Raw genomic sequence first — 20,418 nt, forward strand, 5'->3', positions numbered from 1 at the left:
TTAGCGCATCGGATGCAAAATCGACGCGCAGCTTTAAAAAACGGACAAATGACGATGGCAGGCACAAATAGCGAGCTTGAACTTCTGGCGGAAGGCCCGGCGATCATTCTGGTCGAACCGCAGCTCGGCGAAAATATCGGCATGGTGGCGCGGGCCATGGCCAATTTCGGCCTTGCCGAATTGCGTCTCGTCAACCCGCGGGATGGCTGGCCGAGCGAAAAGGCGCGCTCCGCCGCCTCCAAGGCCGATCACGTCATCGATGGAACGAAGGTGTTCGACACGTTGGAAGAGGCGATCAAGGACCTCAATTTCGTCTATGCCACGACCGCGCGCGAGCGTTATGGTTTCAAGCCGGTGCGTGCGCCGGTGACTGCCGCCGATACGCTTCGCGCAAAATTCAAGGCGGGCGAAAAGACCGGCATCCTGTTCGGGCGCGAGCGTTGGGGGCTGACGAACGAGGAAGTGGCGCTGGCCGACGAGATCGTGACCTTCCCGGTCAACCCCGCCTTTGCCTCGCTCAACATCGCCCAGGCCGTGCTTCTGATGTCCTATGAATGGATGAAATCCGGCATGGACGATCTGGGGGAGACGCTTTTCCAGTCCGTCGAGCAGCGGCCTTCGACCAAGGAACAGGTTTTCGGCCTGTTCGAACATATTGAAGAAGCGCTGGATGCGCGCGGTTATTTCCATCCGGCTGAAAAAAAGCCGAAAATGGTCGACAATCTGCGCGCGGTGCTGTCGAGACGCGGTTTTTCCGAGCAGGAAATCAGCGTTTTCCGCGGCGTGATCAATTCGCTTGACCGTTTTCCCCGGCAATGGCCGAAGCAGGCGGGCAGGGCAGCGGGGCCGTCGGCCGAGGGAGCAGGGGAGAATGCTGAAGACGAGTGAGGCGGCCGCTGATGTGCTGAAACCGGTGCTGGTGTTTGATTCCGGCATTGGCGGGCTAACCGTGCTGCGCGAGGCGCGAGTGCTGATGCCCGAACGCGGTTTCATCTATGTCGCCGACGATGCGGGTTTTCCCTATGGCGGCTGGGAGGAAGAGGCGCTGAGGGCGCGTATTCTCTCGCTTTTCGAGAAGCTGCTGCAGGAATACAGCCCGGAAGTCTGCATCATCGCCTGCAACACCGCCTTCACGCTGGCCGGGGCCGATCTTCGCGCCCGGTTTCCGCAGATGACCTTCGTCGGCACTGTACCCGCCATCAAGCCGGCAGCGGAGCGCACACGCTCCGGCCTCGTCTCGGTTCTGGCGACGCCCGGCACCGTCAAGCGGGCCTATACGCGCGATCTCATCCAGTCCTTTGCCACCCAATGTCATGTACGTTTGGTTGGCTCGGAAAATCTGGCGCGCATGGCGGAAAGCTGGATCAGGGGCGAGCCGGTCCCTGACGATGCGGTGCTGGCCGAAATCGAACCCTGTTTCATCGAAAGTGACGGCAAGCGCACGGACATCGTCGTTCTTGCCTGCACGCACTATCCTTTCATGGCCAATCTGTTCCGCAGGCTCGCCCCCTGGCCGGTGGACTGGCTCGACCCCGCCGAGGCGATTGCCCGGCGTGCGCGCCATCTGGTGCCGCTGCCGCAGGATGCGGAACATCCCGATGGTTTCGATTTCGCCGTATTCACCTCCGGCAGGCCGGATTTCGCCACACGGCGGCTGATGCAGGGTTTTGGCCTCAGCGTTGCGGCAGCTTGAGCTGCTGTTGTATTTTTGCATCGCCCTTGCCTGTCTTTTGCAATTCGAGATTGCGGCCTCTTGTCGCGCCGGTTTTCTCGTGTAAGGTAATTCTCGTCTGTAACCGCACTAGATGGAGGCGTGAAATGACTAATGACATGAATATGCGCCTTAACGGCATGTCTGGCCTTTCCGGCATGATTATCGGCGGTTATGTGACCCGAGGCGTGACCCTCCGATAAGGCTTATGGCCTGATTTCCTTGCCGTTTGGCATTTTCACTTCGCTCGACATGTAACTTGCGCCTTTGCGTGGCATGACTGCTGCGTCCGTCGTTTCGGCATGTCGTTTTCCATCGATAAAGGACCTGGCCGCTTTGCCGCGCCGGGATGGATTCCCCATGCAAAATGATCAACCATTGGTAGCATATGCGCTGCCGGATGCGGTGGACCGTCTGTTCGTCACATTCGGCGTCTGGAAAACCCTGAAAGCGGTTCTTTTGGCCGCACTGGTGCCGCGCGCACCGCCGACCGATCCCGCCGATCTGCCGGACCGTCTGCTGGTCGATATCGGCCTTGAGCCTCGGCAATTGAAGCGGCGGCGAGACTGGTCGGTGCCGTGGGCGCCGCGGTTTTGATGATGGCGGCCTCTTCGGCAAAGAAATGTCGAGGAGGTCGTATCTCTACGAGCAGCCGCCCGTTCCTCCGCCGGATGACAGGGCGGCTTAATCTTCGAAGATTGAGCTTGATACCTCCTGATTTTGGTGGCTTGCTCGACAAATTGGACAAGGGAGACTCAATCATGCCGCTGGAGAACTGGCTGGCCTTCGTGGCCGCATCTGCCATCATGCTCGCCATTCCGGGACCGACGATCCTGCTGGTGATTTCTTATGCGCTGGGCCATGGCCGCAAGGCGAGCACGGCAACGGTGACGGGGGTGGCGCTCGGGGATTTTACCGCCATGACGGCTTCCATGCTGGGTCTCGGGGCGCTGTTGGCCACATCGGCTGCACTTTTCACCGGCCTGAAATGGATCGGTGCCGCCTATCTTATCTATCTCGGCATCAAGCTCTGGCGTTCACCGGTCAGCGGCGAAGGAGCGGAAGGGGCGGGGGTAACCGGTCGGGAGCGGCCGCTCAAAATCTTCCTGCATGCCTATATCGTCACGGCACTGAACCCCAAAAGCATCGTGTTCTTCGTGGCCTTCCTGCCGCAGTTTCTGGTGCCGACATTGCCCTTCTGGCCGCAGGTGCTGATTTTCGAGGTGACGTTCCTGGTGCTTGCCACCGTGAATGCGGCCCTTTATGGACTTCTGGCAAGTGCCGCCCGCAACACGATCCGCAAACCCAAGGTTCAGCGCATCGTCAACCGCACGGGCGGCGGTCTCCTGATTGGCGCCGGTCTCATTGCCTTTGGCTGGAAAAGGGCGGTTGCGCCGTGAGGCACCTCTCGATCGCCTGAAATTCGGACATAACAAAATGGCATTGCCGCATATTCTCCTTGCCCTGATCACCGTGTTTTTGTGGGGCTTCAACTTCGTCGTCATCAAGGTCGGCGTCGCGGATATGCCACCCCTGTTTCTGACGGGGGTGCGTTATCTTTTTGCGGCGGTGCCTCTCGTCTTCTTCCTGCCGAAACCCGATGTGCCGTGGCGGCATATGATCGTTTACGGCATGGCGATGGGCTTCGTGCAGTTCGGCCTGCTTTATCCCGCCATCAAGCTCGGGCTGCCGGCCGGGCTTGCCTCGCTGGTCATGCAGTCGCAGGCTTTCTTCACGCTCGCCCTTGCCGTGGTGTTTCTCGGCGAACGGCCGTTGCCTTCGCAGATTCTCGGCGCACTCATCGCTTTTGGCGGGCTCGCCGTCATCGGCGTGGAGCGCATGACGGCGGCAGCGCTGGTGCCGCTTCTGATGGGCGTCGGTTCCGCGATTGCCTGGGCCTGCGGTAACATCGTCAATCGCCGCATCGGCCAGGTAAACGCGGTCTCTTTCGTTGCATGGACAAGCCTTGTGCCCGTTCTGCCGTTGATCCTGCTCTCGCTTGTGGTGGAAGGGCCGCAGGCGATTGCCGAAGGTGTGGCGAATGCCACGCCGACCATGGCTTTCGTGGTGATCTATATGGCCTATGGCGCAACCATCGTCGGTGCCGGCATCTGGAGTTATCTGCTTCTGCGTTATCCTGCCGGAACGGTGGCGCCGTTTTCACTGCTGGTGCCGATTGTCGGGTTCATCAGCGCCTATCTGGCTTTTGCCGAACACATCACCGTCTTCGAGATCGTTGGTGCGACGCTGGTCATTCTCGGGCTGGCGCTCAACGTCTTCGGCCGGCGCATCGGCATTTCGCGCTTCCGGGTACGGTCGGCACAGGGCTGAGACCGAATTGCCTGTGCATTATCGGCACGGGGCAGACGCAACCGGTGATTTTTTGGTAAAGAGCATGTTCGGCCACGCCTGAGGGAATCGGCCGGATGACATGCAGCACGAGGAACGGAACATTGCAGGTCGGTATCGACATGGGAACCCTATCGGGCGGGCAGCAGGCCAAGCTCGATATCGAGGAATTGCTTGCGACGCGTTTGCTGGTGCAGGGCAATTCCGGTTCCGGCAAGTCGCATCTGCTGCGCCGGCTGCTGGAACAATCGGCGCAATGGGTGCAGCAGGTCATCATCGATCCCGAGGGTGATTTCGTCACGCTGTCCGACAAGTTCGGCCATGTGGTGGTGGATGGCGAGCGTACGGAAGCCGAGCTTGCCGGCATTGCCAACCGCATTCGCCAGCACCGCGTTTCCTGCGTGCTGACGCTGGAAGGGTTGGATATCGAGCAGCAGATGCGGGCCGCAGCCGCTTTCCTGAACGGCATGTTCGATGCCGATCGCGAATATTGGTATCCGGTGCTCGTCGTGGTGGATGAGGCGCAGATGTTTGCGCCCTCCGTCGGCGGCGAGGTGACGGAAGATGCGCGCAAGGCGTCGCTTGGCGCCATGACCAACCTGATGTGTCGTGGGCGTAAACGTGGACTTGCGGGCGTCATCGCCACGCAGCGCCTGGCCAAGCTTGCCAAGAACGTGGCGGCGGAAGCCTCGAACTTCCTGATGGGCCGGACCTTCCTCGATATCGACATGGCGCGCGCTGCTGACCTACTCGGCATGGACCGCCGGCAGGCGGAAATGTTCCGCGATCTGCAGCGCGGCAATTTCGTGGCGCTCGGCCCGGCGCTCTCGCGCCGTCCGCTTCCCATCGTCATCGGGGCGGTGGAAACCTCGGCGCGCTCGTCCTCGCCGAAGCTGATGCCGCTGCCGGATGCGCCTCAGGATGTAGAAGACCTGATCTTCACGCCGGACCCGGAAGAATTCACGCGGCCCGCCGTGCGTCGCACGCCGCCAGCACCGCGTCCGACCACGGATATTCTGGCAGAGCTCTCCCGTTCTACCCCTGCCGCCGTCGGTCCTTCACCCGAGCAATCGCCGCGTGCAGGTCAGCCGGAGATGACGCCGGAGGAGCGCGAGGAGAAGATCGGTGCGGTTCTGGTCGAAATCCTCGATGATCCGCAATCGGCCTATCGCACCGATGCCGTGCTCTATCAGGATTTTCTGGTGCGTGCCCGCATGCGCCGTATTCCCGGCACACCGATGTCGCTTCCCGAATTCCGTCGGCAGGTGGCGATTGCCCGCTCCGGCGTGGATGCCACGATGGCCGCCAGCGAGGGCTGGCAGAAGGCGCTGGAACTCTCGACCTCGGTTTCCGATGATCTGCAGGGCGTTTTCCTGCTGCTGGTCAAGGCCGCACTCGGTGAGGAGCCTTGCCCGTCAGATGCCCGCATTGCCCGGGCCTATGGCACTCATTCCGCCCGCCGCGCCCGCCGGCTGCTCGGTTATTTCGAGGAGAAGGAGCTTGTGGTGGTGCATGCCGATTTCTCGGGCAAGCGCATCGTGGCGTTCCCCGATCTCGACGCAAAAACCGCACCCGGCGATGCGGATGCGGCTGAGGATGATGCCAGACTGGCGGCGGAGTGAGGCCTGGCAGGCTGCCTGTTAGACATACCCTCGGTCAGCCGGACTTGATCTGGCATCCAGCCACGGCGCGTCTGCGCTGTGAGAAGAGTCCGTTGCGGTCAAGGACTTGATCGCGCCGGACCCCGGATCAAGTCCGGGGTGACGGCGCGTGTATTACGTAGCGTTGGCAAACTCACCCATAAGCGGAAACTCTGAGAGAGGTGAAGGCGGCACAATCGCCGCCTCCGTTGCTCATCATTACTCGACGGCCTTCACTTCCTTACGCGTCGCAATCAGCGAACCGATGATGCCGGTTGCGAGGATGGTGACGGTGACGCCGAGCGAGACGACCGGCGGGATCTTGGCGATGCCCAGCATATCGGCGACGAAAATCTTAGAGCCCACGAAGACCAGAACCGCAGCCAGCGCGTATTTGAGATAAGCGAAGCGGTGGATCAGGGCGGCAAGTGCGAAGTAGAGCGCGCGCAGGCCGAGGATCGCGAAGATGTTCGAGGTATAGACGATGAACGGATCGGTGGTGATCGCGAAGATCGCCGGGATCGAATCGACTGCGAAGATCAGGTCGGCGATTTCGACCATGATGAGCGCCAGGAAGAGCGGCGTCACGAAGGTCTTCAGCTTTCCGGTGGCCTCATCCGTTTCCTTGATGAAGAATTTCTCGCCATGCAGACGATCTGTCACCGGCAGGTGACTACGCAGGAATTTCAGGATGCGGTTATTGCCGATATCCGACTCATCATGGTCGGACGAGAACAGCATCTTGAGGCCGGTGAAAACGAGGAAGGCGGCGAAGAGATAAAGCACCCAGTGGAAGTTTTCGACGATGGCAGCGCCGCCGGCGATCATGATACCGCGCAGGACGATGACGCCGAGGATACCCCAGAGCAGCACGCGGTGCTGATATTGGCGGGGAATGGCGAAATAGGAGAAGATCATGGCGATGATGAAGATATTGTCCATCGCCAGGCTTTTTTCGACCACGAAGCCGGTGACATATTCCATCGCTGACTGCTGGCCGGACTGGTACCAGATCCAGCCGCCGAAGGCTAAACCGATGGCGATATAAAAGCCTGACATCAGCAGGCTTTCACGAATGCCGATTTCCTTGGAGTTCTTGTGCAATACGCCGAGATCGAGCGCCAGCAGGCCAAGGACGAGAGAAATGAAGACCGCCCACATCCAGGTGGGGGTACCGAGAAAATCGTTGAGGAGGAAGTCCATCAGTCAACCTTTAGCCGGACGAGGTTGGCTTTGCGGATGGGGAACGTGTGTCAAGAATATACGTGGGCCCCAACCTTAAGAAACTCGACATCGCGTATTGTCCGGTAATACGCCAGAGGGGCCCGAGTTCTGATCACGATCGAAAGATGGGAGGGCTTGCAGGCTTTTCAAGGGGCGGCCCGCGAAAAAAGCGGCGGGCGTTGTTTGACAAATTTGTAAAACGCGTTTAGAAGCCGCCCCAACGCCGGGCAGTGATGTCCGGTGTGTTTTGTTGACTGCCTTGCAGTTTAAAGGCTGACGTTCGGCGGTCAATATCACCGACATGTCCCGTGGTTTCTCCATTTGCATGTGAGAAGCCTGTCAGAGGCCCTGAAACGGGCTTCAGAGGAGGGCGTGTTTCCTTGAACCGGTTTGGTAACAAACCGGCACAACCTTTTGAGAAGGAAATACGATGAGCAAGCGCGAATCGGCTAAGTACAAAATCGACCGCCGTATGGGCGAAAACATCTGGGGCCGTCCGAAGTCCCCGGTAAACCGCCGCGAATACGGCCCGGGCCAGCACGGCCAGCGCCGCAAGGGCAAGATGAGCGACTTCGGCACGCAGCTGCGCGCCAAGCAGAAGCTCAAGGGCTACTACGGCGAACTGCGCGAAAAGCAGTTCCGCGCAACCTTCGACGAAGCAAACCGTCGCAAGGGTGACACCTCCGAAAACCTGATCGGCCTGCTCGAGTCGCGTCTGGACGCCATCGTCTACCGCGCCAAGTTCGTTCCGACCGTTTTCGCTTCGCGCCAGTTCATCAACCATGGCCACGTCACGGTTAACGGCGTTCGCGTTAACATCGGTTCTTACCGTTGCAAGGCCGGCGACGTTATCGAAGTTCGTCAGAAGTCCAAGCAGCTGGTTACGGTTCTCGAAGCCGTTCAGCTCGCAGAGCGTGACGTTCCGGACTACATCGAAGTTGACCACAACAAGATGGTTGCGACCTACGCTCGCGTTCCGTCGCTCTCCGACGTTCCGTACCCGGTCGTCATGGAACCGCATCTGGTCGTCGAATTCTACTCGCGTTAATCGACGCGTTTCAGTATTCAGGAAGCCGCCCTTCGGGGCGGCTTTTTTGTTTGCTGGGGAAGGCATTGCATGCAGGACATTCAGGCGATCGTCGATTCCATCTATGACAGCATGGTGCCCAGGCTCGGCGAGGGTAAGGTCGCGGATTACATTCCCGAACTCGCCAAGGTCGATCCCAACCAGTTCGGCATCGCCATCACCACTGTCGATGGAACCACCTATACGGCCGGCAATGCGCTTGTGCCGTTTTCGATCCAGAGCATCTCCAAGGTCTTCATGCTGACGCTGGCACTCGGCAAGGCGGGGGAAACAGTGTGGAACCGGGTAGGGCGCGAACCTTCAGGTTCTTCCTTTAACTCCATCGTTCAGCTGGAGCACGAGCACGGCATCCCGCGCAATCCCTTCGTGAACGCCGGCGCGATCGTGGTGACCGATATCGTTCTTTCCGGCCACCAGCCGCGCGAGGCGATCGGCGAGCTTCTGCGCTTCGTGCGTTATCTCGCGGACGATGATACGATCAGCATCGATGACACGGTGGCGAAATCCGAGCAGGCGACCGGTTTCCGCAATTTCGCGCTTGCCAATTTCATGCGTTCCTTCAGCAATCTGCATCATCCGGTGGAACACACCCTCGGCGTTTATTTCCATCAGTGCGCGCTTTCCATGACCTGCGCCCAGCTTTCCCGCGCGGGCCTCTTCCTCGCCAATCGCGGCCGCAATCCGCTGACGGGTCACACCGTCGTCTCCGACCGTCGGGCGCGGCGTATCAATGCGCTGATGCTGACCTGCGGCCATTATGACGGATCGGGCGATTTCGCCTATCATGTCGGCCTGCCGGGCAAGAGCGGCGTCGGTGGTGGCATCATGGCGGTGGCGCCGGGCAAGGCGTCGATTGCGGTCTGGTCGCCGGGTCTCAACAAGGTCGGCAATTCGGCACTCGGGTCACAGGCGCTGGAAATGCTGGCGACGAAAACCGGCTGGTCCGTATTCGGGGCTTGATCTTGCCGGCGTATGGGGGCATTGCCTGCATCGAGAACGGCAGTCGTGCCGGAGCGAGCTGATTATGAACATTCTCACCAAGATCGATGACATGGCTGACCAGATCGGGGCAGATCAGGATCCGTCCGAAGAAAACGGCAGCTCGCATCCCCTGTTCGACAATGCACCGCGCTCGGTCTCCTTCAACAAGCTGCGCAAGCGGCTGTTGCGCAATGTGCGTCAGGCCTTTGAAGATTTCGGCATGCTGAAAGGCCAGAAGCGCTGGCTGGTCGGTCTTTCCGGCGGCAAGGACAGCTATGGGCTGCTGGCGCTGCTGCTTGACCTCAAATGGCGCGGCCTCCTGCCGGTGGAGCTCATTGCCTGCAATCTCGATCAGGGCCAGCCGAATTTTCCCAAACACGTGCTGCCGGAGTATCTGGCGAAGATCGGTGTTGCCCATCGCATCGAATATCGCGACACCTATTCCGTGGTGAAGGAGAAGGTGCCGTCGGGTGGCACCTATTGTTCGCTCTGTTCGCGGCTTCGGCGCGGCAATCTCTACCGCATCGCGCGGGAGGAGGGCTGCGACGCGTTGCTGCTCGGCCATCACCGCGAGGATATTCTTGAAACCTTCTTCATGAATTTTTTCCATGGCGGCCGGCTGGCCGGCATGCCGGCGAAGCTGATGAATGACGAGGGCGACCTGATGGTGCTACGTCCGCTCGCCTATTGCGCCGAGGAAGATATGGCGAAATTCGCGGCGGCGATGGAATTCCCGATCATTCCCTGCGACCTCTGCGGCTCGCAGGACGGGCTTCAGCGCAACGCCATGAAGGAGATGCTGGCCGATATCGAACGGCGTATGCCGGGCCGCAAGGATGTAATGCTGCGGGCGCTTGCGCATGTGAACCCTTCGCATCTGCTCGATCCCAGGCTTTTTGATTTTTCGGCGCTTTCTGTCACCGAAGCGTCATCTGAAGAGCGTAGGGAGGCCAGCCCTCCCTGATGAAGAAGTGCCCCGCGCCATGAGCCTTTCCGACAAAGATATCGAATTCCTCGTTTCCACCGTCGCCGCTGCCGGCCGACAGGAAATCATGCCCCGCTTCCGAAACCTGAGTGCCGGCGCCATCTCCGAAAAGACCTCCGCCGTCGATCTTGTCACCGAGGCAGACGTTCTGGCGGAAAAGGCGATCACCACCGCGCTGCTTGAGCGGTTTCCGAAGGCCCATATCGTTGGTGAAGAGACGTATGAGGCGGACCCATCAGTCATTCCGGCCCTTGCCGACGCGCCGCTTGCCTTCGTGATCGATCCCATCGACGGCACCTTCAATTATGCTTCCGGCTTTCCCGCTTTTGGCACATTGCTCGCGGTCACCGTCAAGGGTGAGACGGTGGCGGGCATCATCCACGATCCCGTCATGGGCGATACAATCGTTGCACTCAAGGGCGAGGGGGCCTATCTCCACCGCAAGAACGGTTCGCAGGCGAAGCTCAAGGTTGCTGATCCTGCGCCACTATCCGAGATGGTCGGTATCTTTTCCTGGGGCCACAGCCATGAGGATCGCCGCCCGGTGATCGCCGCCAATATGGCCAAGATCAAGATGGCGCTTTCAATCAATTGTTCAGCACATGAATATTGGCTTGCCTCGGCCGGCAAGCTGCATTTCATCGGTCATGAAAAGCTGATGCCCTGGGATCATCTCGCCGGTGTTCTCGTTCATCAGGAGGCCGGCGGTTACACGGCCCGTTTCGACAATACGCCTTACCGGCCCGGCCAGACGACGGGCGGCATCCTGTCGGCTCCCGACAAGGAAAGCTGGAAGATGCTGCGGCGGGAAATCGTCGCCTTATAAAGTTTACGCTCAGAAAGAAGGATATCGCCCATGGCTCTCGAACTCGACATCGCCTCTCTTGCCAATGCGCTTCAGGAGGCGGCGGCAGTGGAAATCCTGCCGCGGTTCCGCAATCTGGGCGAGGGCGATGTGCGGATGAAGACCGAGGCGATCGACCTCGTGACGGAGGCTGACGAGGCTGCCGAGCGCCTGATCCGCGCCCGGGTGCAGGACATCATGCCCGAAGCGCTGTTCATCGGCGAAGAGGCGGTGGCGGCGGATGCCTCGCTGCTTGGCAAGCTTGCCGATGCCGATCTGGCGGTCGTGGTCGATCCGATCGACGGCACCTATAATTTCGCCTCCGGCCTGCCGCTGTTCGGCGTGATGATGAGCGTTATCTCGAAGGGCGAGACCGTTGCCGGCCTGATCTTCGATCCGATGGGCAATGACTGGGCAATCGCCGAGAAAGGCTCCGGCGCATGGCTTTGCAGCGCCGATGGCGCGCAGACGCAGATGTCGGTGGTGCCGGCGCCGGAACTGTCGCAGATGATCGGCATCGCCAATACCGGTTATTTCGATATCGAGACCCGCCGGAAGGTGCTGCTCAATCTTGCGGATGTACGGCTCTTCACCAGCTATCGTTGTGCTGCGCATGAATATCGCCTGTTCTGCGGCGGCCACATGCATTTCCTGATGTATAACAAGCTGATGCCCTGGGACCATCTGGCCGGCACGTTGATCTCGCAGGAAGCGGGCGCCTATGCCGCGCGCCTCGATGGCTCGCCTTATCTGCCGAGCCATGTGGATGGTGGGCTGCTGCTGGCGCCTGATCAGCAGACGTGGGAACTGCTGCGCGAGAAGATTTTCACGGTTTGAGGTGGCTGGCTGGGCAGGCCGGCAAGGCTTTCTCCCGTCATGCCGGACTAGATCCGGCATCCAGTAGCCGCGCGTCTGCGCGGCGGAAAGACTCTTCTCAGCCCAAAGACTTGGGCTGGCTGGACCCCGGATCGGGGCCGGGGTGACGGAATGTGTATGACGTGAACCGTCAACCAATAAATAAAAAGGGCGCGGAACAGAATTCCGCGCCCTTTCTTTTTGTCCGCCTGAATTTACCGGGTCGGCTTGTTGTGAGCCTGAAACAACACGCCCTTTTCGCCGATCAGCACGAAGACCAGACCAATGATGGAGACGATGAAGAAGCCTGCCACCATGGGCAGCGCCGTGCCGTCGAAGGCCTGGCCGATGGCGGCGCCGATCAGCGAGCCGCCAACCGTTCCCATGAAGCCCATGACGGAAGAGGCGGTGCCGGCGACATGGCCAAGCGGTTCCATGGCGAGCGAGTTGAAGTTCGAGCCGATCCAGCCGAACTGGAACATGGCCAGTGCGAAGAACACGATGAAGACGGCAAAGGGCATGGGTTCCGGTCCAAGCATCTGCACCACCAGCCACAGGAAGGTGATGGCGATGAAGCCGAGCAGCGAGCCGTGCGACAGTTTGCGCATGCCGATCCGGCCGACAAGCCTTGCATTGATGAAGGACGAGAAGGCCATGAACAGGGCAACGCCGGCAAAGGCCGCCGCAAACCATGCGCCAAGGCCATAAATGCCCTTGTAGACCTGTTCAGCCGAGTTGATGAAGCCGAACAGCGCCCCGAAGATGAAGGTGCTGGAAAGCGTGTAACAGAGCGCGATACGGTCGGTGAGCACGATCTTGAAGCCGCCGAGGACCGAGCGAACCGTGAAGGGCCGCACATCATCGGGATGCAGGGTTTCCGGCAGGCGGAAATACATCCAGGCCGTCACCACGGCGGCAATGCCAGCCATGAAGGCGAAGATCAGGTGCCAGTTGCCGAAGAAGAGCACGATCTGGCCGGTGCCGGGCGCGATGACCGGAACGACCATGAAGACCATCATGATCAGCGACATGACTTCCGCCATCTGCCGGCCGCCATAGATATCACGCACGATCGAGATGGTGATGACGCGTGTTGCCGCCGAACCGATGCCCTGGATGAAGCGCAGGAACAGCAGGCCGGAGAAGGACGGAACAAAAACGACAGCGAGGGCTGAAACGATGTAGATTGCGAGCCCGAAAAGCATCGGCTTGCGGCGACCGAAACGGTCCGAGATCGGCCCGTAGAGAAGCTGGGCGATGCCGAAGCCGAGAAGATAGGCGGAAATGACGTATTGGCGGTGGTTTTCATTCTCAACGCCGAGCGATGCGCCGATTTCCTGAAGGCCGGGCAGCATGATGTCGATGGCAAGCGCATTCAGCGCCATCAGCATTGCGGCCAGCCCAATGAATTCCGTGCGCCCCATCGAGCCTGCGCGCGAAGCGGTGGATTGTGAAAGATTTGTCACAGGATTGCCCCAAAAAGAACGGCAAAGGCGTTGCATGAAGCAACGCCTGGCATAAATTTCTGACAATCAGGGTGGGCCGGATGAACCGGCCGAAATCAGGCCGCGCCGCGGACGCTGATACCCTGTTCTTGGAAGTGGCTCTGCAGTTCGCCGGACTGGAACATCTCTCTTACGATATCACAGCCACCGACGAATTCGCCCTTGACGTAGAGCTGCGGAATGGTCGGCCAGTTGGAATAGTCCTTGATGCCCTGACGGATGTCGGCATCGGCAAGCACGTTGATGCCCTTGTAGTCGACGCCGAGATAATCGAGGATCTGTACCACCTGACCGGAAAAACCGCACTGCGGAAATTGCGGGGTGCCCTTCATGAAAAGAACGATGTCGTTGCTCTTCACTTCGCTGTCGATCATGTCGTGAATGCCGCTCATAGGCTCAATCCTTTCACATGCGGTTCAAGGCCGCTGCTTTCTGTTTGTTCCTAGATAACATGTCGCGGCGCGATTTCCACCCGGGGAGCGTAAAAAACTGCGTGTGTTGCATCGACGAAGGGGACAGGAATCGTCTTGTTCAACCGGCATCCTTCAGTGATCCGGATATATGAGCAGTATCTTTCCGATCGTCTTGCGCGGCTTGGAGACAAGCAAGGTGAATATACCGGTTTCCTTACCGGAAAAAAGATCAAGTTCCCGTTGGCTCTGGAGTCTCATGCGTGACTGGCCGTTCGCTAGCGAACAATCAGGCTCGCAGCGCACCCGCATTTCGGTGACTAACGTGCCGCTCTCATAAGCAGGCGTAACTTCAACCCGTATCTTTGGGCTTTCCTTATCGACCAGACGACATGATTTGCCGATTTCACATATGGCTGTGCCAGCAATTGGATCGCTGCCATCAAGCAGCACGCCAAAACCGATATTGATCTCTTTGCTGCTCGTATCCTCTGCGGTGTCTTTCAAAGGCACTGAAATCGCCAGCAGAGCGCAGGCGACAAGCAGATGGGCGCGACGTATCACCGATATCTCTGCCGGCTGCGGGCGGCGGCGGTGCGTCTCCTGCTTACCTGCTTCTTGGCCGGCTTGGGTTTGACGGCGGCGTTGAGTGCAGCCTCCAGAACAGAACCAACGATTCCACCGGCCAGCGAGCCGGTGCTTTTCGTCCGGCGCGCGCGCCGGGTCTTGCGGATACCGGTCTTGGTGAGGATTTCAGAAAGTGCGCCCTTGACGACGCCGTTGAGCACTTGATCGACGATGCCAGACAAATTTCCCTCGCCAATAAATAAATCACATTTCCGTCGCGATTTTTACTATACGTGCATCGCCCACTGTATCAAGCGATCCTTTCGGGTGTCTCCAGCCCGAAGGTTTATGCATGCAGCCCGTCAAGTCGCGACTTGTTCTTTATTTCCCCGGTTTCGATCCGCTCGACGCAGCCGCCCATCATCTGCGTTACCAGCGCGCCGCAGCGCTGGCGGGAAAAACATGGGATGTCAACTATGCGGTAGGGCGACTGGAGAGCAGGCCGGCCGGTGAAGCATTCACCGTGGAAGCCTCGGCGGGCGACTGGCGGACGCGGTCGGATATTTTTGTCTATGACCATAATGACGTCATTTCGCAGCTGCGGGGTGCGCCGGTCTGGCGGCAGGTCTGGCTGGGCTTCAAGGCCGGGGCGGGCATCGTCAGCGAAGGCGGTGCGGCGCGTTATTTCCGCCATGCCTGGCGTTTTGGCCTGTTCTTCATCTTCCCGTTCCTGCTGATGCTGGTGGGAGGCGCGCTTGCGGCTGGCATCGCGCTGTCGCCCTGGCTTTTCGGTTTGCCTCTCTGGCTTCTGGTGGTCAGCCTTCCCGCTGCCGCCCTGTTTTTCGCGAAGGCGTTCCTGCCTTTCGCGGAGCGGTTCCACACCCTGCATCTTTATGCGGACTGGCGTTTCGCGCTCGCGGTTGGCCGTGATGAGCCGATTGCCCGGGACTGGATCGAGGAGAGGGCGGCGCTTGTCCTGTTGGCGCTCGAACAGCCCTCGGATGAGGTGCTGGTGGTATCGCACAGCATGGGCGCAAGCCTCGCGCTGGCGGTTATCGGCCGCGTGCTGGAGTTGAAGCCTGAAGCGCTGGACGGCCGGAAACTGTCTTTCTCGACGCTGGGCGGCGCTGTGCTGCAATGTGCGTTCCTGTCGAGCGCGGACCGGCTTCGTGCAAGCGTCGGCGCAATTGCGCGTCACCCACAGGTGACATGGTTCGATATCCAGTGCCTGACCGATCCGATCCATCTCTATCGCTGCAATACCGTGGCGCTCACCGGTCATAGGGATGCGCCGCAGCCGAAGATCGTACCGATCCGCTTCAAGCATTCGCTTTCGCCCGAGCGCTATAAAAAGAACAAGCGCAATTTCCTGCGCATGCATCGTCAATATGTGCTGGGGCCGGACCGCAAGTCCGGTTACGACTTTACCCTGCTGACGGCGGGGCCTCTGCCGGCTGCATCCTTTGCCGATTTGGATTCGCAGAGCCCGCCCGTTTTGTAAGTGTCCCTTTCCATTTTGCCGGATGTGAAAAGGCCCGCGTGAGAGCATCACGCGGGCCTTTTGGGGTTCGCAGTCTTAGTGCTTATGCGCAGGCGGGACAGAGACCTGCCGTTGCCGCAACCGCTTTGACGGCCGCAATCATTCAGGAGCCGAGGTCTGAAGGGCGAGCGCGTGCAGAACGCCGCCCATATTGCCCTTCAGCGCGTCATAGACCATCTGGTGCTGCTGCACGCGGGTCTTGCCCTTGAATGCCTCCGCGACGACTTCCGCCGCGTAATGATCGCCATCACCGGCCAGATCGCGGATCGTGACCTTTGCCCCGGGGATTCCCGCCTTAATCATGTCTTCAATGTCGCCGGGTTTCATGGGCATGGTGTTTCTCCTTAATTCATTCTGCGGCGAGCAAAGTTTCGCCGTCCATGAATTGAGGGAACCACGATTCATAGGCCGAGTGCAATTCTTTAATCTCCACGGCGCGCGCCGTGCCCAGCTTTACGGTGGAGCCGCCGGTAGTGCCGATAACGGGGCAGGAAACACCCGCCGCCTTGGCTGCCGCCTGCACCTCGTCGAGATCGGCCTTTTTGACCGTCATGACGTATCGGCCCTGATCTTCGCCATAGAAGGTAAGAACCGGGTTGTGGCCTTCGACCGCGTCGATCGTCGCGCCGATGCCGGAGGAAATCGCCATTTCGGCAACCGCAAGCGCCAGACCACCCGAAGAGCAATCGTGAACGGCGGTGGCAAGGCCATCGGTAATGAGGCTGCGGACGAAATCGCCGTTGTTCTTTTCGGCGGCCAGATCCACATGCGGCGCCGGGCCATCGATGCGGCCATGAATGTCACGCATGTAAACCGACTGGGCGATGTGCGTGCCGAGGCCGGCAGGGGCGCCGATGAGCAGCACCACTTCGTCAGCGGCGGCAAAGCGGATACGTGCCATGCGGCCCCAATCCTTCAGGAGGCCAACACCGCCGATGGTGGGGGTGGGCAGGATCGCCTGGCCGTTGGTCTCGTTATAGAGCGAGACGTTGCCGGAAACGATCGGGAATTCCAGCACGCGGCAAGCTTCGCCGATGCCCTTGATGGCATGGACCAGCTGGCTCATGATTTCGGGCTTTTCCGGATTGCCGAAATTGAGGTTGTCGGTGGCCGCCAGCGGCAAAGCGCCGGTGGCAGTGATGTTGCGCCAGCATTCGGCGACCGCCTGCTTGCCGCCTTCGAAGGGATCGGCCTCGACATAACGCGGGGTTACGTCGGAGGAGAAGGCGAGCGCCTTCTTGTCGTGGCCTTCGACGCGCACCACGCCGGCATCGCCACCCGGCAGCTGCAGGGAATTGCCCTGGATCAGCGTGTCATATTGTTCATAGACCCAACGGCGCGAGGAGTTGTTCGCCGAACCGACCAGCGATACCAGCGCATCGGCGATATCGGCGGCGGGAACGTCGTTTTCTGCCAGAGGTGCGGGCACCTTGGCGGGCGTCCACGGGCGGTCATATTCCGGAGCCTGATCGCCCAGTTCCTTGATCGGCAGGTTGGCGACTTCCGCGCCATTGTGCAGCACGCGGAAACGCAGGTCGTCGGTGGTCTTGCCGACGATGGCGAAGTCCAGACCCCATTTCACGAAGATCGCCTTGGCGACTTCTTCCTTGGAGGGCTCGAGAACCATGAGCATGCGCTCCTGGCTTTCGGACAGCATCATTTCATAGGCCGTCATGCGCTCTTCGCGCACCGGCACGGCATTGAGGTCAAGCTCAATGCCGAGATCACCCTTGGCGCCCATTTCGACAGCCGAGCAGGTGAGGCCGGCGGCACCCATGTCCTGAATGGCGATGACCGCGCCGGTCTTCATCAGTTCAAGGCAGGCTTCCAGCAGGCACTTTTCGGTGAAGGGGTCGCCGACCTGAACGGTCGGGCGCTTTTCCTCGATGGATTCGTCGAATTCGGCAGACGCCATGGTTGCGCCGCCGACGCCGTCGCGGCCGGTCTTCGCACCGAGATAAACGACGGGCAGGCCCACACCCTTGGCTTCCGAGAGGAAGATCGCGTTGGACTTGGCAAGGCCGGCTGCAAAGGCGTTGACGAGGATATTGCCGTTATAACGCGGGTCGAATTCCACTTCGCCGCCAACCGTCGGAACGCCGAAGGAATTGCCGTAACCGCCGACACCGGCAACGACGCCGGCCACGAGGTGGCGGGTCTTCGGGTGGTCAGGCGCGCCGAAACGCAGGGCGTTCATGGCCGCGATCGGGCGTGCGCCCATGGTGAAGACGTCGCGCAGAATGCCGCCGACGCCGGTCGCAGCACCCTGATAGGGCTCGATATAGGACGGGTGGTTGTGGCTCTCCATCTTGAAGACGACGCAGTCGCCGTCGTCGATATCGACAACGCCAGCGTTTTCACCGGGACCCTGAATGACGCGCGGGCCCTTGGTCGGCAGGGTCTTCAGCCACTTCTTGGAGGACTTGTAGGAGCAGTGCTCGTTCCACATGGCCGAGAAGATGCCAAGCTCGGTAAAGCTCGGCTCCCGTCCGATCAGGTCGAGGATACGCTGGTATTCGTCGGGCTTCAGCCCGTGGGATGCAACGAGTTCCGGGGTGATCTTGATGGAGTTTGAAATCGACATAGGTCTCACGCGGTTCGAGCCGAGGAAAGTTTCCGGTTCTTTAGCGCAAGAGGCTCCATGGCGCGACAGGAAAATGCGCCGCTTTGCTGGCTAATGGGCGGTTTTTGCGGTTATTCACCCGTTGTGGGTGATGCCGGAAAGGTCACAACCCGCATCACGCCTCGCTTTCATAGCCGGACGAACCGTTGTCGAGCAAATTGCGCAGGATGCTGAAGGCATGCGTCAGTTCCTCACGCGTGGAAGGTCCGGAAAAGCTGATACGGACACGGTGAAACACCTTTTCGGACCGGCCGGCCTTGAACTCGTCCTCGTCGTCGATCAGCACACCTTCCTTCATGGCGGCATTGCGGAAGGTACCCGACAGCCAGGGTTCGGGCAGCCTCAGCCACATAAAGGCGATATCGGGCAGGGAATTGAATTCCAGCCCGGCAAAGATACGTCTGGCGATCGCCTCGCGCTGATTGATTTCGGCGATGCAATCCTTGCGGATGTCATGGGCGTCGCCGCTATTGACGAGGCGCGCATTCAGCTCGGCCAGCATGAAGGGCAATCCGCCGGTTAACATCGAATGCGAAATCCGTATTCTCGATGAAAACTGCGCCGGGCAGGCGACCCAACCACCCCTGACCCCGGCGGCAACGGATTTCGACAGGCCACCGACAACGAAGGTGAGGTCGGGCGCGAATTCCGCAATGAGCGGGATCGCCTCACGGGTCATGGCGCCGTAGAGATTGTCCTCCACGATCCATACCCCGTATCTGCGGGCAATATCGGCGATTGCCCGCCGCCGATCCTCGGGCAGGGTGGCGCAGGTGGGGTTCTGGCCAGCCGACATCAGGAAGATCATCTTTGGATGTTGCTGGGCGCAGAGGCGTTCGAAATCATCAGGGACGATACCCTTTTCATCCGCGTCCACGAGCGTGACACGGCGCCCGGCGAGGGTGGCGCTGCGGCTGATGTGGGAATAGGTGACGGGTTCAAAGACGATGCGGTCACCCGGCGCCGTCATTGCCGTTACCACGCTCATCACCCCAGCATGAGCGCCGAGCGTGGAGACGATGTTTTCCGGTTTCGGCGACCAGCCGTTCTGGGAGAGCCAGCGAGCGCCCGCCATACACCAGTTGTCGGGAAAGGTGCGGGTGTAGTTGGAAATTTCGAACGGATATTCTCTGGCGAGGGCCTCGACGTGTTTACCGACCAGCGTGCTCTGGCCGACATCCGGTGCTGCCGTGGTGTTCAGGCGAAATTCGGCGCCGGTGTCGATGGCGTGGCGCGTGCCACCAAATGCCGACGCAGACGGTTCCGCGGGCGATAATGGCGCAGGGGTCTTGCGTTCGTTGACATAGGTGCCGCGGCCGACTTCGCCGCTGACGAGCCCACGTTCGTGAATAAGCCCATAGGCCCGGCTGATTGTACCGATTGTCACGCCGAGATCGTAAGCGAGATTGCGCTGCGGTGGCAATTTCGAACCGGCCTGCAAGGTTCCGTCCGAAATCGCGCCTTCGATACTGTCCGCAAGGCGAAGGTAGATCGGGCCGTCGCCCTCGGTGATGTCAGGAAGCCAATTTGTCATGGTGACAATTTATGCATTGTATCTGCATGCAAGTCAATTGTATTTATTGTCTGCATTGAATGACATCAAACACACGGAGACAATAGGTGCAATATGCGCAAGATGGATCAATACCTTTCGACAGCGGATACACTCTATCCTGATGGCTACGAACGGGAACGCGTGTTCCGCGATGCCGGCGACATGGTCGCACCGGCGCCCTTTCCGGCCAAGATCGCCCGCACGCTTATTGGTCGCCTGATTGCGGGCATGTTTCATTGGCACCGGAAACGGCAGGGACGGCTCGCCTTGCGGGAACTGTCGGACGATCTTCTGGAAGATATCGGCGTGACACGGGATGAGGCCCTGAAGGAGGCCGCGAAATCGCAGCTTTTCTCCTGGCCGTCGCGGTCGCTTTGATTTTTTGTCGGAGAGCGGTGCCTTCTTTCCCCGGCACCAAGCAGCCATTCGGCAACCCGCCACGCCAATCCCAACCGGCGTCGGCGGGTTTTTTTATTGGGTATACGCGGTGGGCAGCAAACCGCCAAAACATTTCCACGTCATTCTCGGGACAAGCCCGTGGA

The 20,418-nt window shown here is 60.0% G+C and carries 21 protein-coding genes; 13 read left to right on the plus strand and 8 right to left on the minus strand.

What is annotated here, in order from left to right; all coding sequences use genetic code 11:
* Nucleotides 1–54: 54 nt before the first annotated feature.
* From O3S81_RS03280 to O3S81_RS03305, 6 genes are all read left to right on the plus strand, one after another.
* A complete protein-coding gene (locus O3S81_RS03280) occupies nucleotides 55–888 on the plus strand; it encodes an RNA methyltransferase (RefSeq protein WP_269340943.1) in 834 nt (277 codons plus the stop codon).
* Nucleotides 872–1,693 (plus strand): glutamate racemase, encoded by an 822-nt coding sequence (gene murI / locus O3S81_RS03285; protein ID WP_269340944.1) that lies wholly within the window; start codon nucleotides 872–874, stop codon nucleotides 1,691–1,693. The genes O3S81_RS03280 and murI overlap by 17 nt, the downstream gene beginning before the upstream one ends.
* Nucleotides 1,694–2,071: 378 nt before the next feature.
* A complete protein-coding gene (locus tag O3S81_RS03290; RefSeq protein WP_269340945.1) occupies nucleotides 2,072–2,308 on the plus strand; it encodes a hypothetical protein in 237 nt (78 codons plus the stop codon).
* 164 nt (nucleotides 2,309–2,472) lie between these two features.
* The gene (locus O3S81_RS03295) at nucleotides 2,473–3,111 is read left to right on the plus strand and encodes a LysE family translocator (protein WP_269340946.1); all 639 of its coding nucleotides are present in this window, start codon (nucleotides 2,473–2,475) and stop codon (nucleotides 3,109–3,111) included.
* 37 nt (nucleotides 3,112–3,148) lie between these two features.
* A complete protein-coding gene (locus O3S81_RS03300; protein WP_269340947.1) occupies nucleotides 3,149–4,042 on the plus strand; it encodes an EamA family transporter in 894 nt (297 codons plus the stop codon).
* A 95-nt stretch (nucleotides 4,043–4,137) separates the two neighbouring features.
* Nucleotides 4,138–5,682, plus strand: coding sequence for an ATP-binding protein (locus O3S81_RS03305; RefSeq protein WP_269340948.1), 1,545 nt, complete (start codon nucleotides 4,138–4,140; stop codon nucleotides 5,680–5,682).
* 237 nt (nucleotides 5,683–5,919) lie between these two features.
* Here O3S81_RS03305 and O3S81_RS03310 read toward each other — a convergent pair whose 3' ends face one another.
* Complete coding sequence (locus tag O3S81_RS03310) at nucleotides 5,920–6,903, minus strand: TerC family protein (protein WP_269340949.1); 984 nt, start codon at nucleotides 6,901–6,903, stop codon at nucleotides 5,920–5,922.
* A 451-nt stretch (nucleotides 6,904–7,354) separates the two neighbouring features.
* On the opposite strand from O3S81_RS03310, the gene rpsD reads away from it, so the two are divergent.
* From rpsD to O3S81_RS03335, 5 genes are all read left to right on the plus strand, one after another.
* Nucleotides 7,355–7,972: a 30S ribosomal protein S4 gene (gene rpsD, locus O3S81_RS03315; RefSeq protein WP_046798221.1), complete on the plus strand. Its 618-nt coding sequence runs from the start codon at nucleotides 7,355–7,357 to the stop codon at nucleotides 7,970–7,972.
* A 69-nt stretch (nucleotides 7,973–8,041) separates the two neighbouring features.
* Nucleotides 8,042–8,971: a glutaminase gene (locus tag O3S81_RS03320; protein WP_269340951.1), complete on the plus strand. Its 930-nt coding sequence runs from the start codon at nucleotides 8,042–8,044 to the stop codon at nucleotides 8,969–8,971.
* A gap of 64 nt (nucleotides 8,972–9,035) precedes the next feature.
* Entirely contained in the window at nucleotides 9,036–9,956 is a 921-nt protein-coding gene (ttcA, locus tag O3S81_RS03325) for a tRNA 2-thiocytidine(32) synthetase TtcA (RefSeq protein WP_269340952.1), read from the plus strand.
* 19 nt (nucleotides 9,957–9,975) lie between these two features.
* The gene (locus tag O3S81_RS03330) at nucleotides 9,976–10,803 is read left to right on the plus strand and encodes an inositol monophosphatase family protein (protein ID WP_269340954.1); all 828 of its coding nucleotides are present in this window, start codon (nucleotides 9,976–9,978) and stop codon (nucleotides 10,801–10,803) included.
* Between the two features lie 30 nt (nucleotides 10,804–10,833).
* Nucleotides 10,834–11,658, plus strand: a complete 825-nt coding sequence (locus O3S81_RS03335; protein ID WP_269340955.1) for an inositol monophosphatase family protein — start codon at nucleotides 10,834–10,836, stop codon at nucleotides 11,656–11,658.
* Between the two features lie 233 nt (nucleotides 11,659–11,891).
* Here the strand turns inward: O3S81_RS03335 and O3S81_RS03340 are convergent, their stop codons facing one another.
* The 4 genes from O3S81_RS03340 to O3S81_RS03355 all read right to left on the minus strand — a co-directional run bounded on the left by O3S81_RS03340 (nucleotide 11,892) and on the right by O3S81_RS03355 (nucleotide 14,400).
* Nucleotides 11,892–13,100 (minus strand): multidrug effflux MFS transporter, encoded by a 1,209-nt coding sequence (locus O3S81_RS03340; RefSeq protein ID WP_269341389.1) that lies wholly within the window; start codon nucleotides 13,098–13,100, stop codon nucleotides 11,892–11,894.
* 137 nt (nucleotides 13,101–13,237) lie between these two features.
* Complete coding sequence (grxD, locus tag O3S81_RS03345) at nucleotides 13,238–13,573, minus strand: Grx4 family monothiol glutaredoxin (protein ID WP_004442454.1); 336 nt, start codon at nucleotides 13,571–13,573, stop codon at nucleotides 13,238–13,240.
* Nucleotides 13,574–13,726: 153 nt separating this feature from the next.
* The gene (locus O3S81_RS03350) at nucleotides 13,727–14,155 is read right to left on the minus strand and encodes a hypothetical protein (RefSeq protein WP_269340958.1); all 429 of its coding nucleotides are present in this window, start codon (nucleotides 14,153–14,155) and stop codon (nucleotides 13,727–13,729) included.
* Nucleotides 14,152–14,400, minus strand: coding sequence for a hypothetical protein (locus tag O3S81_RS03355; RefSeq protein ID WP_269340960.1), 249 nt, complete (start codon nucleotides 14,398–14,400; stop codon nucleotides 14,152–14,154). The genes O3S81_RS03350 and O3S81_RS03355 overlap by 4 nt, the downstream gene beginning before the upstream one ends.
* Nucleotides 14,401–14,510: 110 nt before the next feature.
* Here O3S81_RS03355 and O3S81_RS03360 point away from each other — a divergent pair, with 110 nt between their 5' ends.
* The gene (locus O3S81_RS03360) at nucleotides 14,511–15,659 is read left to right on the plus strand and encodes a hypothetical protein (protein WP_269340962.1); all 1,149 of its coding nucleotides are present in this window, start codon (nucleotides 14,511–14,513) and stop codon (nucleotides 15,657–15,659) included.
* A 138-nt stretch (nucleotides 15,660–15,797) separates the two neighbouring features.
* Here O3S81_RS03360 and O3S81_RS03365 read toward each other — a convergent pair whose 3' ends face one another.
* The 3 genes from O3S81_RS03365 to O3S81_RS03375 form a co-directional block, all read right to left on the minus strand.
* The gene (locus tag O3S81_RS03365; RefSeq protein ID WP_003507909.1) at nucleotides 15,798–16,031 is read right to left on the minus strand and encodes a BolA/IbaG family iron-sulfur metabolism protein; all 234 of its coding nucleotides are present in this window, start codon (nucleotides 16,029–16,031) and stop codon (nucleotides 15,798–15,800) included.
* Between the two features lie 16 nt (nucleotides 16,032–16,047).
* Nucleotides 16,048–18,282 (minus strand): phosphoribosylformylglycinamidine synthase subunit PurL, encoded by a 2,235-nt coding sequence (gene purL, locus O3S81_RS03370; RefSeq protein WP_269340965.1) that lies wholly within the window; start codon nucleotides 18,280–18,282, stop codon nucleotides 16,048–16,050.
* A 154-nt stretch (nucleotides 18,283–18,436) separates the two neighbouring features.
* Complete coding sequence (locus tag O3S81_RS03375; protein WP_269340966.1) at nucleotides 18,437–19,855, minus strand: aminotransferase-like domain-containing protein; 1,419 nt, start codon at nucleotides 19,853–19,855, stop codon at nucleotides 18,437–18,439.
* Between the two features lie 93 nt (nucleotides 19,856–19,948).
* Between O3S81_RS03375 and O3S81_RS03380 the strand changes: the two genes are divergently transcribed.
* On the plus strand, nucleotides 19,949–20,254 hold the full coding sequence (locus tag O3S81_RS03380) for a DUF1127 domain-containing protein (RefSeq protein ID WP_269340968.1): 306 nt from the start codon (nucleotides 19,949–19,951) through the stop codon (nucleotides 20,252–20,254).
* Nucleotides 20,255–20,418: the final 164 nt, after the last annotated feature.

The organism is Agrobacterium sp. SOY23 (genome assembly GCF_027212525.1).
GTDB classification, from domain to species: Bacteria; Pseudomonadota; Alphaproteobacteria; order Rhizobiales; family Rhizobiaceae; genus Agrobacterium; species Agrobacterium tumefaciens_I.

Excerpts from the sequence above, each read along its gene's own strand:
- O3S81_RS03280 (WP_269340943.1), top strand. The coding sequence starts at position 55 with ATGGCAGGCACAAATAGCGAGCTTGAACTTCTGGCGGAAGGCCCGGCG.
- murI (WP_269340944.1), top strand. The coding sequence starts at position 872 with ATGCTGAAGACGAGTGAGGCGGCCGCTGATGTGCTGAAACCGGTGCTG.
- O3S81_RS03290 (WP_269340945.1), top strand. The coding sequence starts at position 2,072 with ATGCAAAATGATCAACCATTGGTAGCATATGCGCTGCCGGATGCGGTG.
- O3S81_RS03295 (WP_269340946.1), top strand. The coding sequence starts at position 2,473 with ATGCCGCTGGAGAACTGGCTGGCCTTCGTGGCCGCATCTGCCATCATG.
- O3S81_RS03300 (WP_269340947.1), top strand. The coding sequence starts at position 3,149 with ATGGCATTGCCGCATATTCTCCTTGCCCTGATCACCGTGTTTTTGTGG.
- O3S81_RS03305 (WP_269340948.1), top strand. The coding sequence starts at position 4,138 with ATGACATGCAGCACGAGGAACGGAACATTGCAGGTCGGTATCGACATG.
- O3S81_RS03310 (WP_269340949.1), bottom strand. The coding sequence starts at position 6,903 with ATGGACTTCCTCCTCAACGATTTTCTCGGTACCCCCACCTGGATGTGG.
- rpsD (WP_046798221.1), top strand. The coding sequence starts at position 7,355 with ATGAGCAAGCGCGAATCGGCTAAGTACAAAATCGACCGCCGTATGGGC.
- O3S81_RS03320 (WP_269340951.1), top strand. The coding sequence starts at position 8,042 with ATGCAGGACATTCAGGCGATCGTCGATTCCATCTATGACAGCATGGTG.
- ttcA (WP_269340952.1), top strand. The coding sequence starts at position 9,036 with ATGAACATTCTCACCAAGATCGATGACATGGCTGACCAGATCGGGGCA.
- O3S81_RS03330 (WP_269340954.1), top strand. The coding sequence starts at position 9,976 with ATGAGCCTTTCCGACAAAGATATCGAATTCCTCGTTTCCACCGTCGCC.
- O3S81_RS03335 (WP_269340955.1), top strand. The coding sequence starts at position 10,834 with ATGGCTCTCGAACTCGACATCGCCTCTCTTGCCAATGCGCTTCAGGAG.
- O3S81_RS03340 (WP_269341389.1), bottom strand. The coding sequence starts at position 13,100 with ATGGGGCGCACGGAATTCATTGGGCTGGCCGCAATGCTGATGGCGCTG.
- grxD (WP_004442454.1), bottom strand. The coding sequence starts at position 13,573 with ATGAGCGGCATTCACGACATGATCGACAGCGAAGTGAAGAGCAACGAC.
- O3S81_RS03360 (WP_269340962.1), top strand. The coding sequence starts at position 14,511 with ATGCAGCCCGTCAAGTCGCGACTTGTTCTTTATTTCCCCGGTTTCGAT.
- O3S81_RS03365 (WP_003507909.1), bottom strand. The coding sequence starts at position 16,031 with ATGCCCATGAAACCCGGCGACATTGAAGACATGATTAAGGCGGGAATC.
- purL (WP_269340965.1), bottom strand. The coding sequence starts at position 18,282 with ATGTCGATTTCAAACTCCATCAAGATCACCCCGGAACTCGTTGCATCC.
- O3S81_RS03375 (WP_269340966.1), bottom strand. The coding sequence starts at position 19,855 with ATGACAAATTGGCTTCCTGACATCACCGAGGGCGACGGCCCGATCTAC.
- O3S81_RS03380 (WP_269340968.1), top strand. The coding sequence starts at position 19,949 with ATGCGCAAGATGGATCAATACCTTTCGACAGCGGATACACTCTATCCT.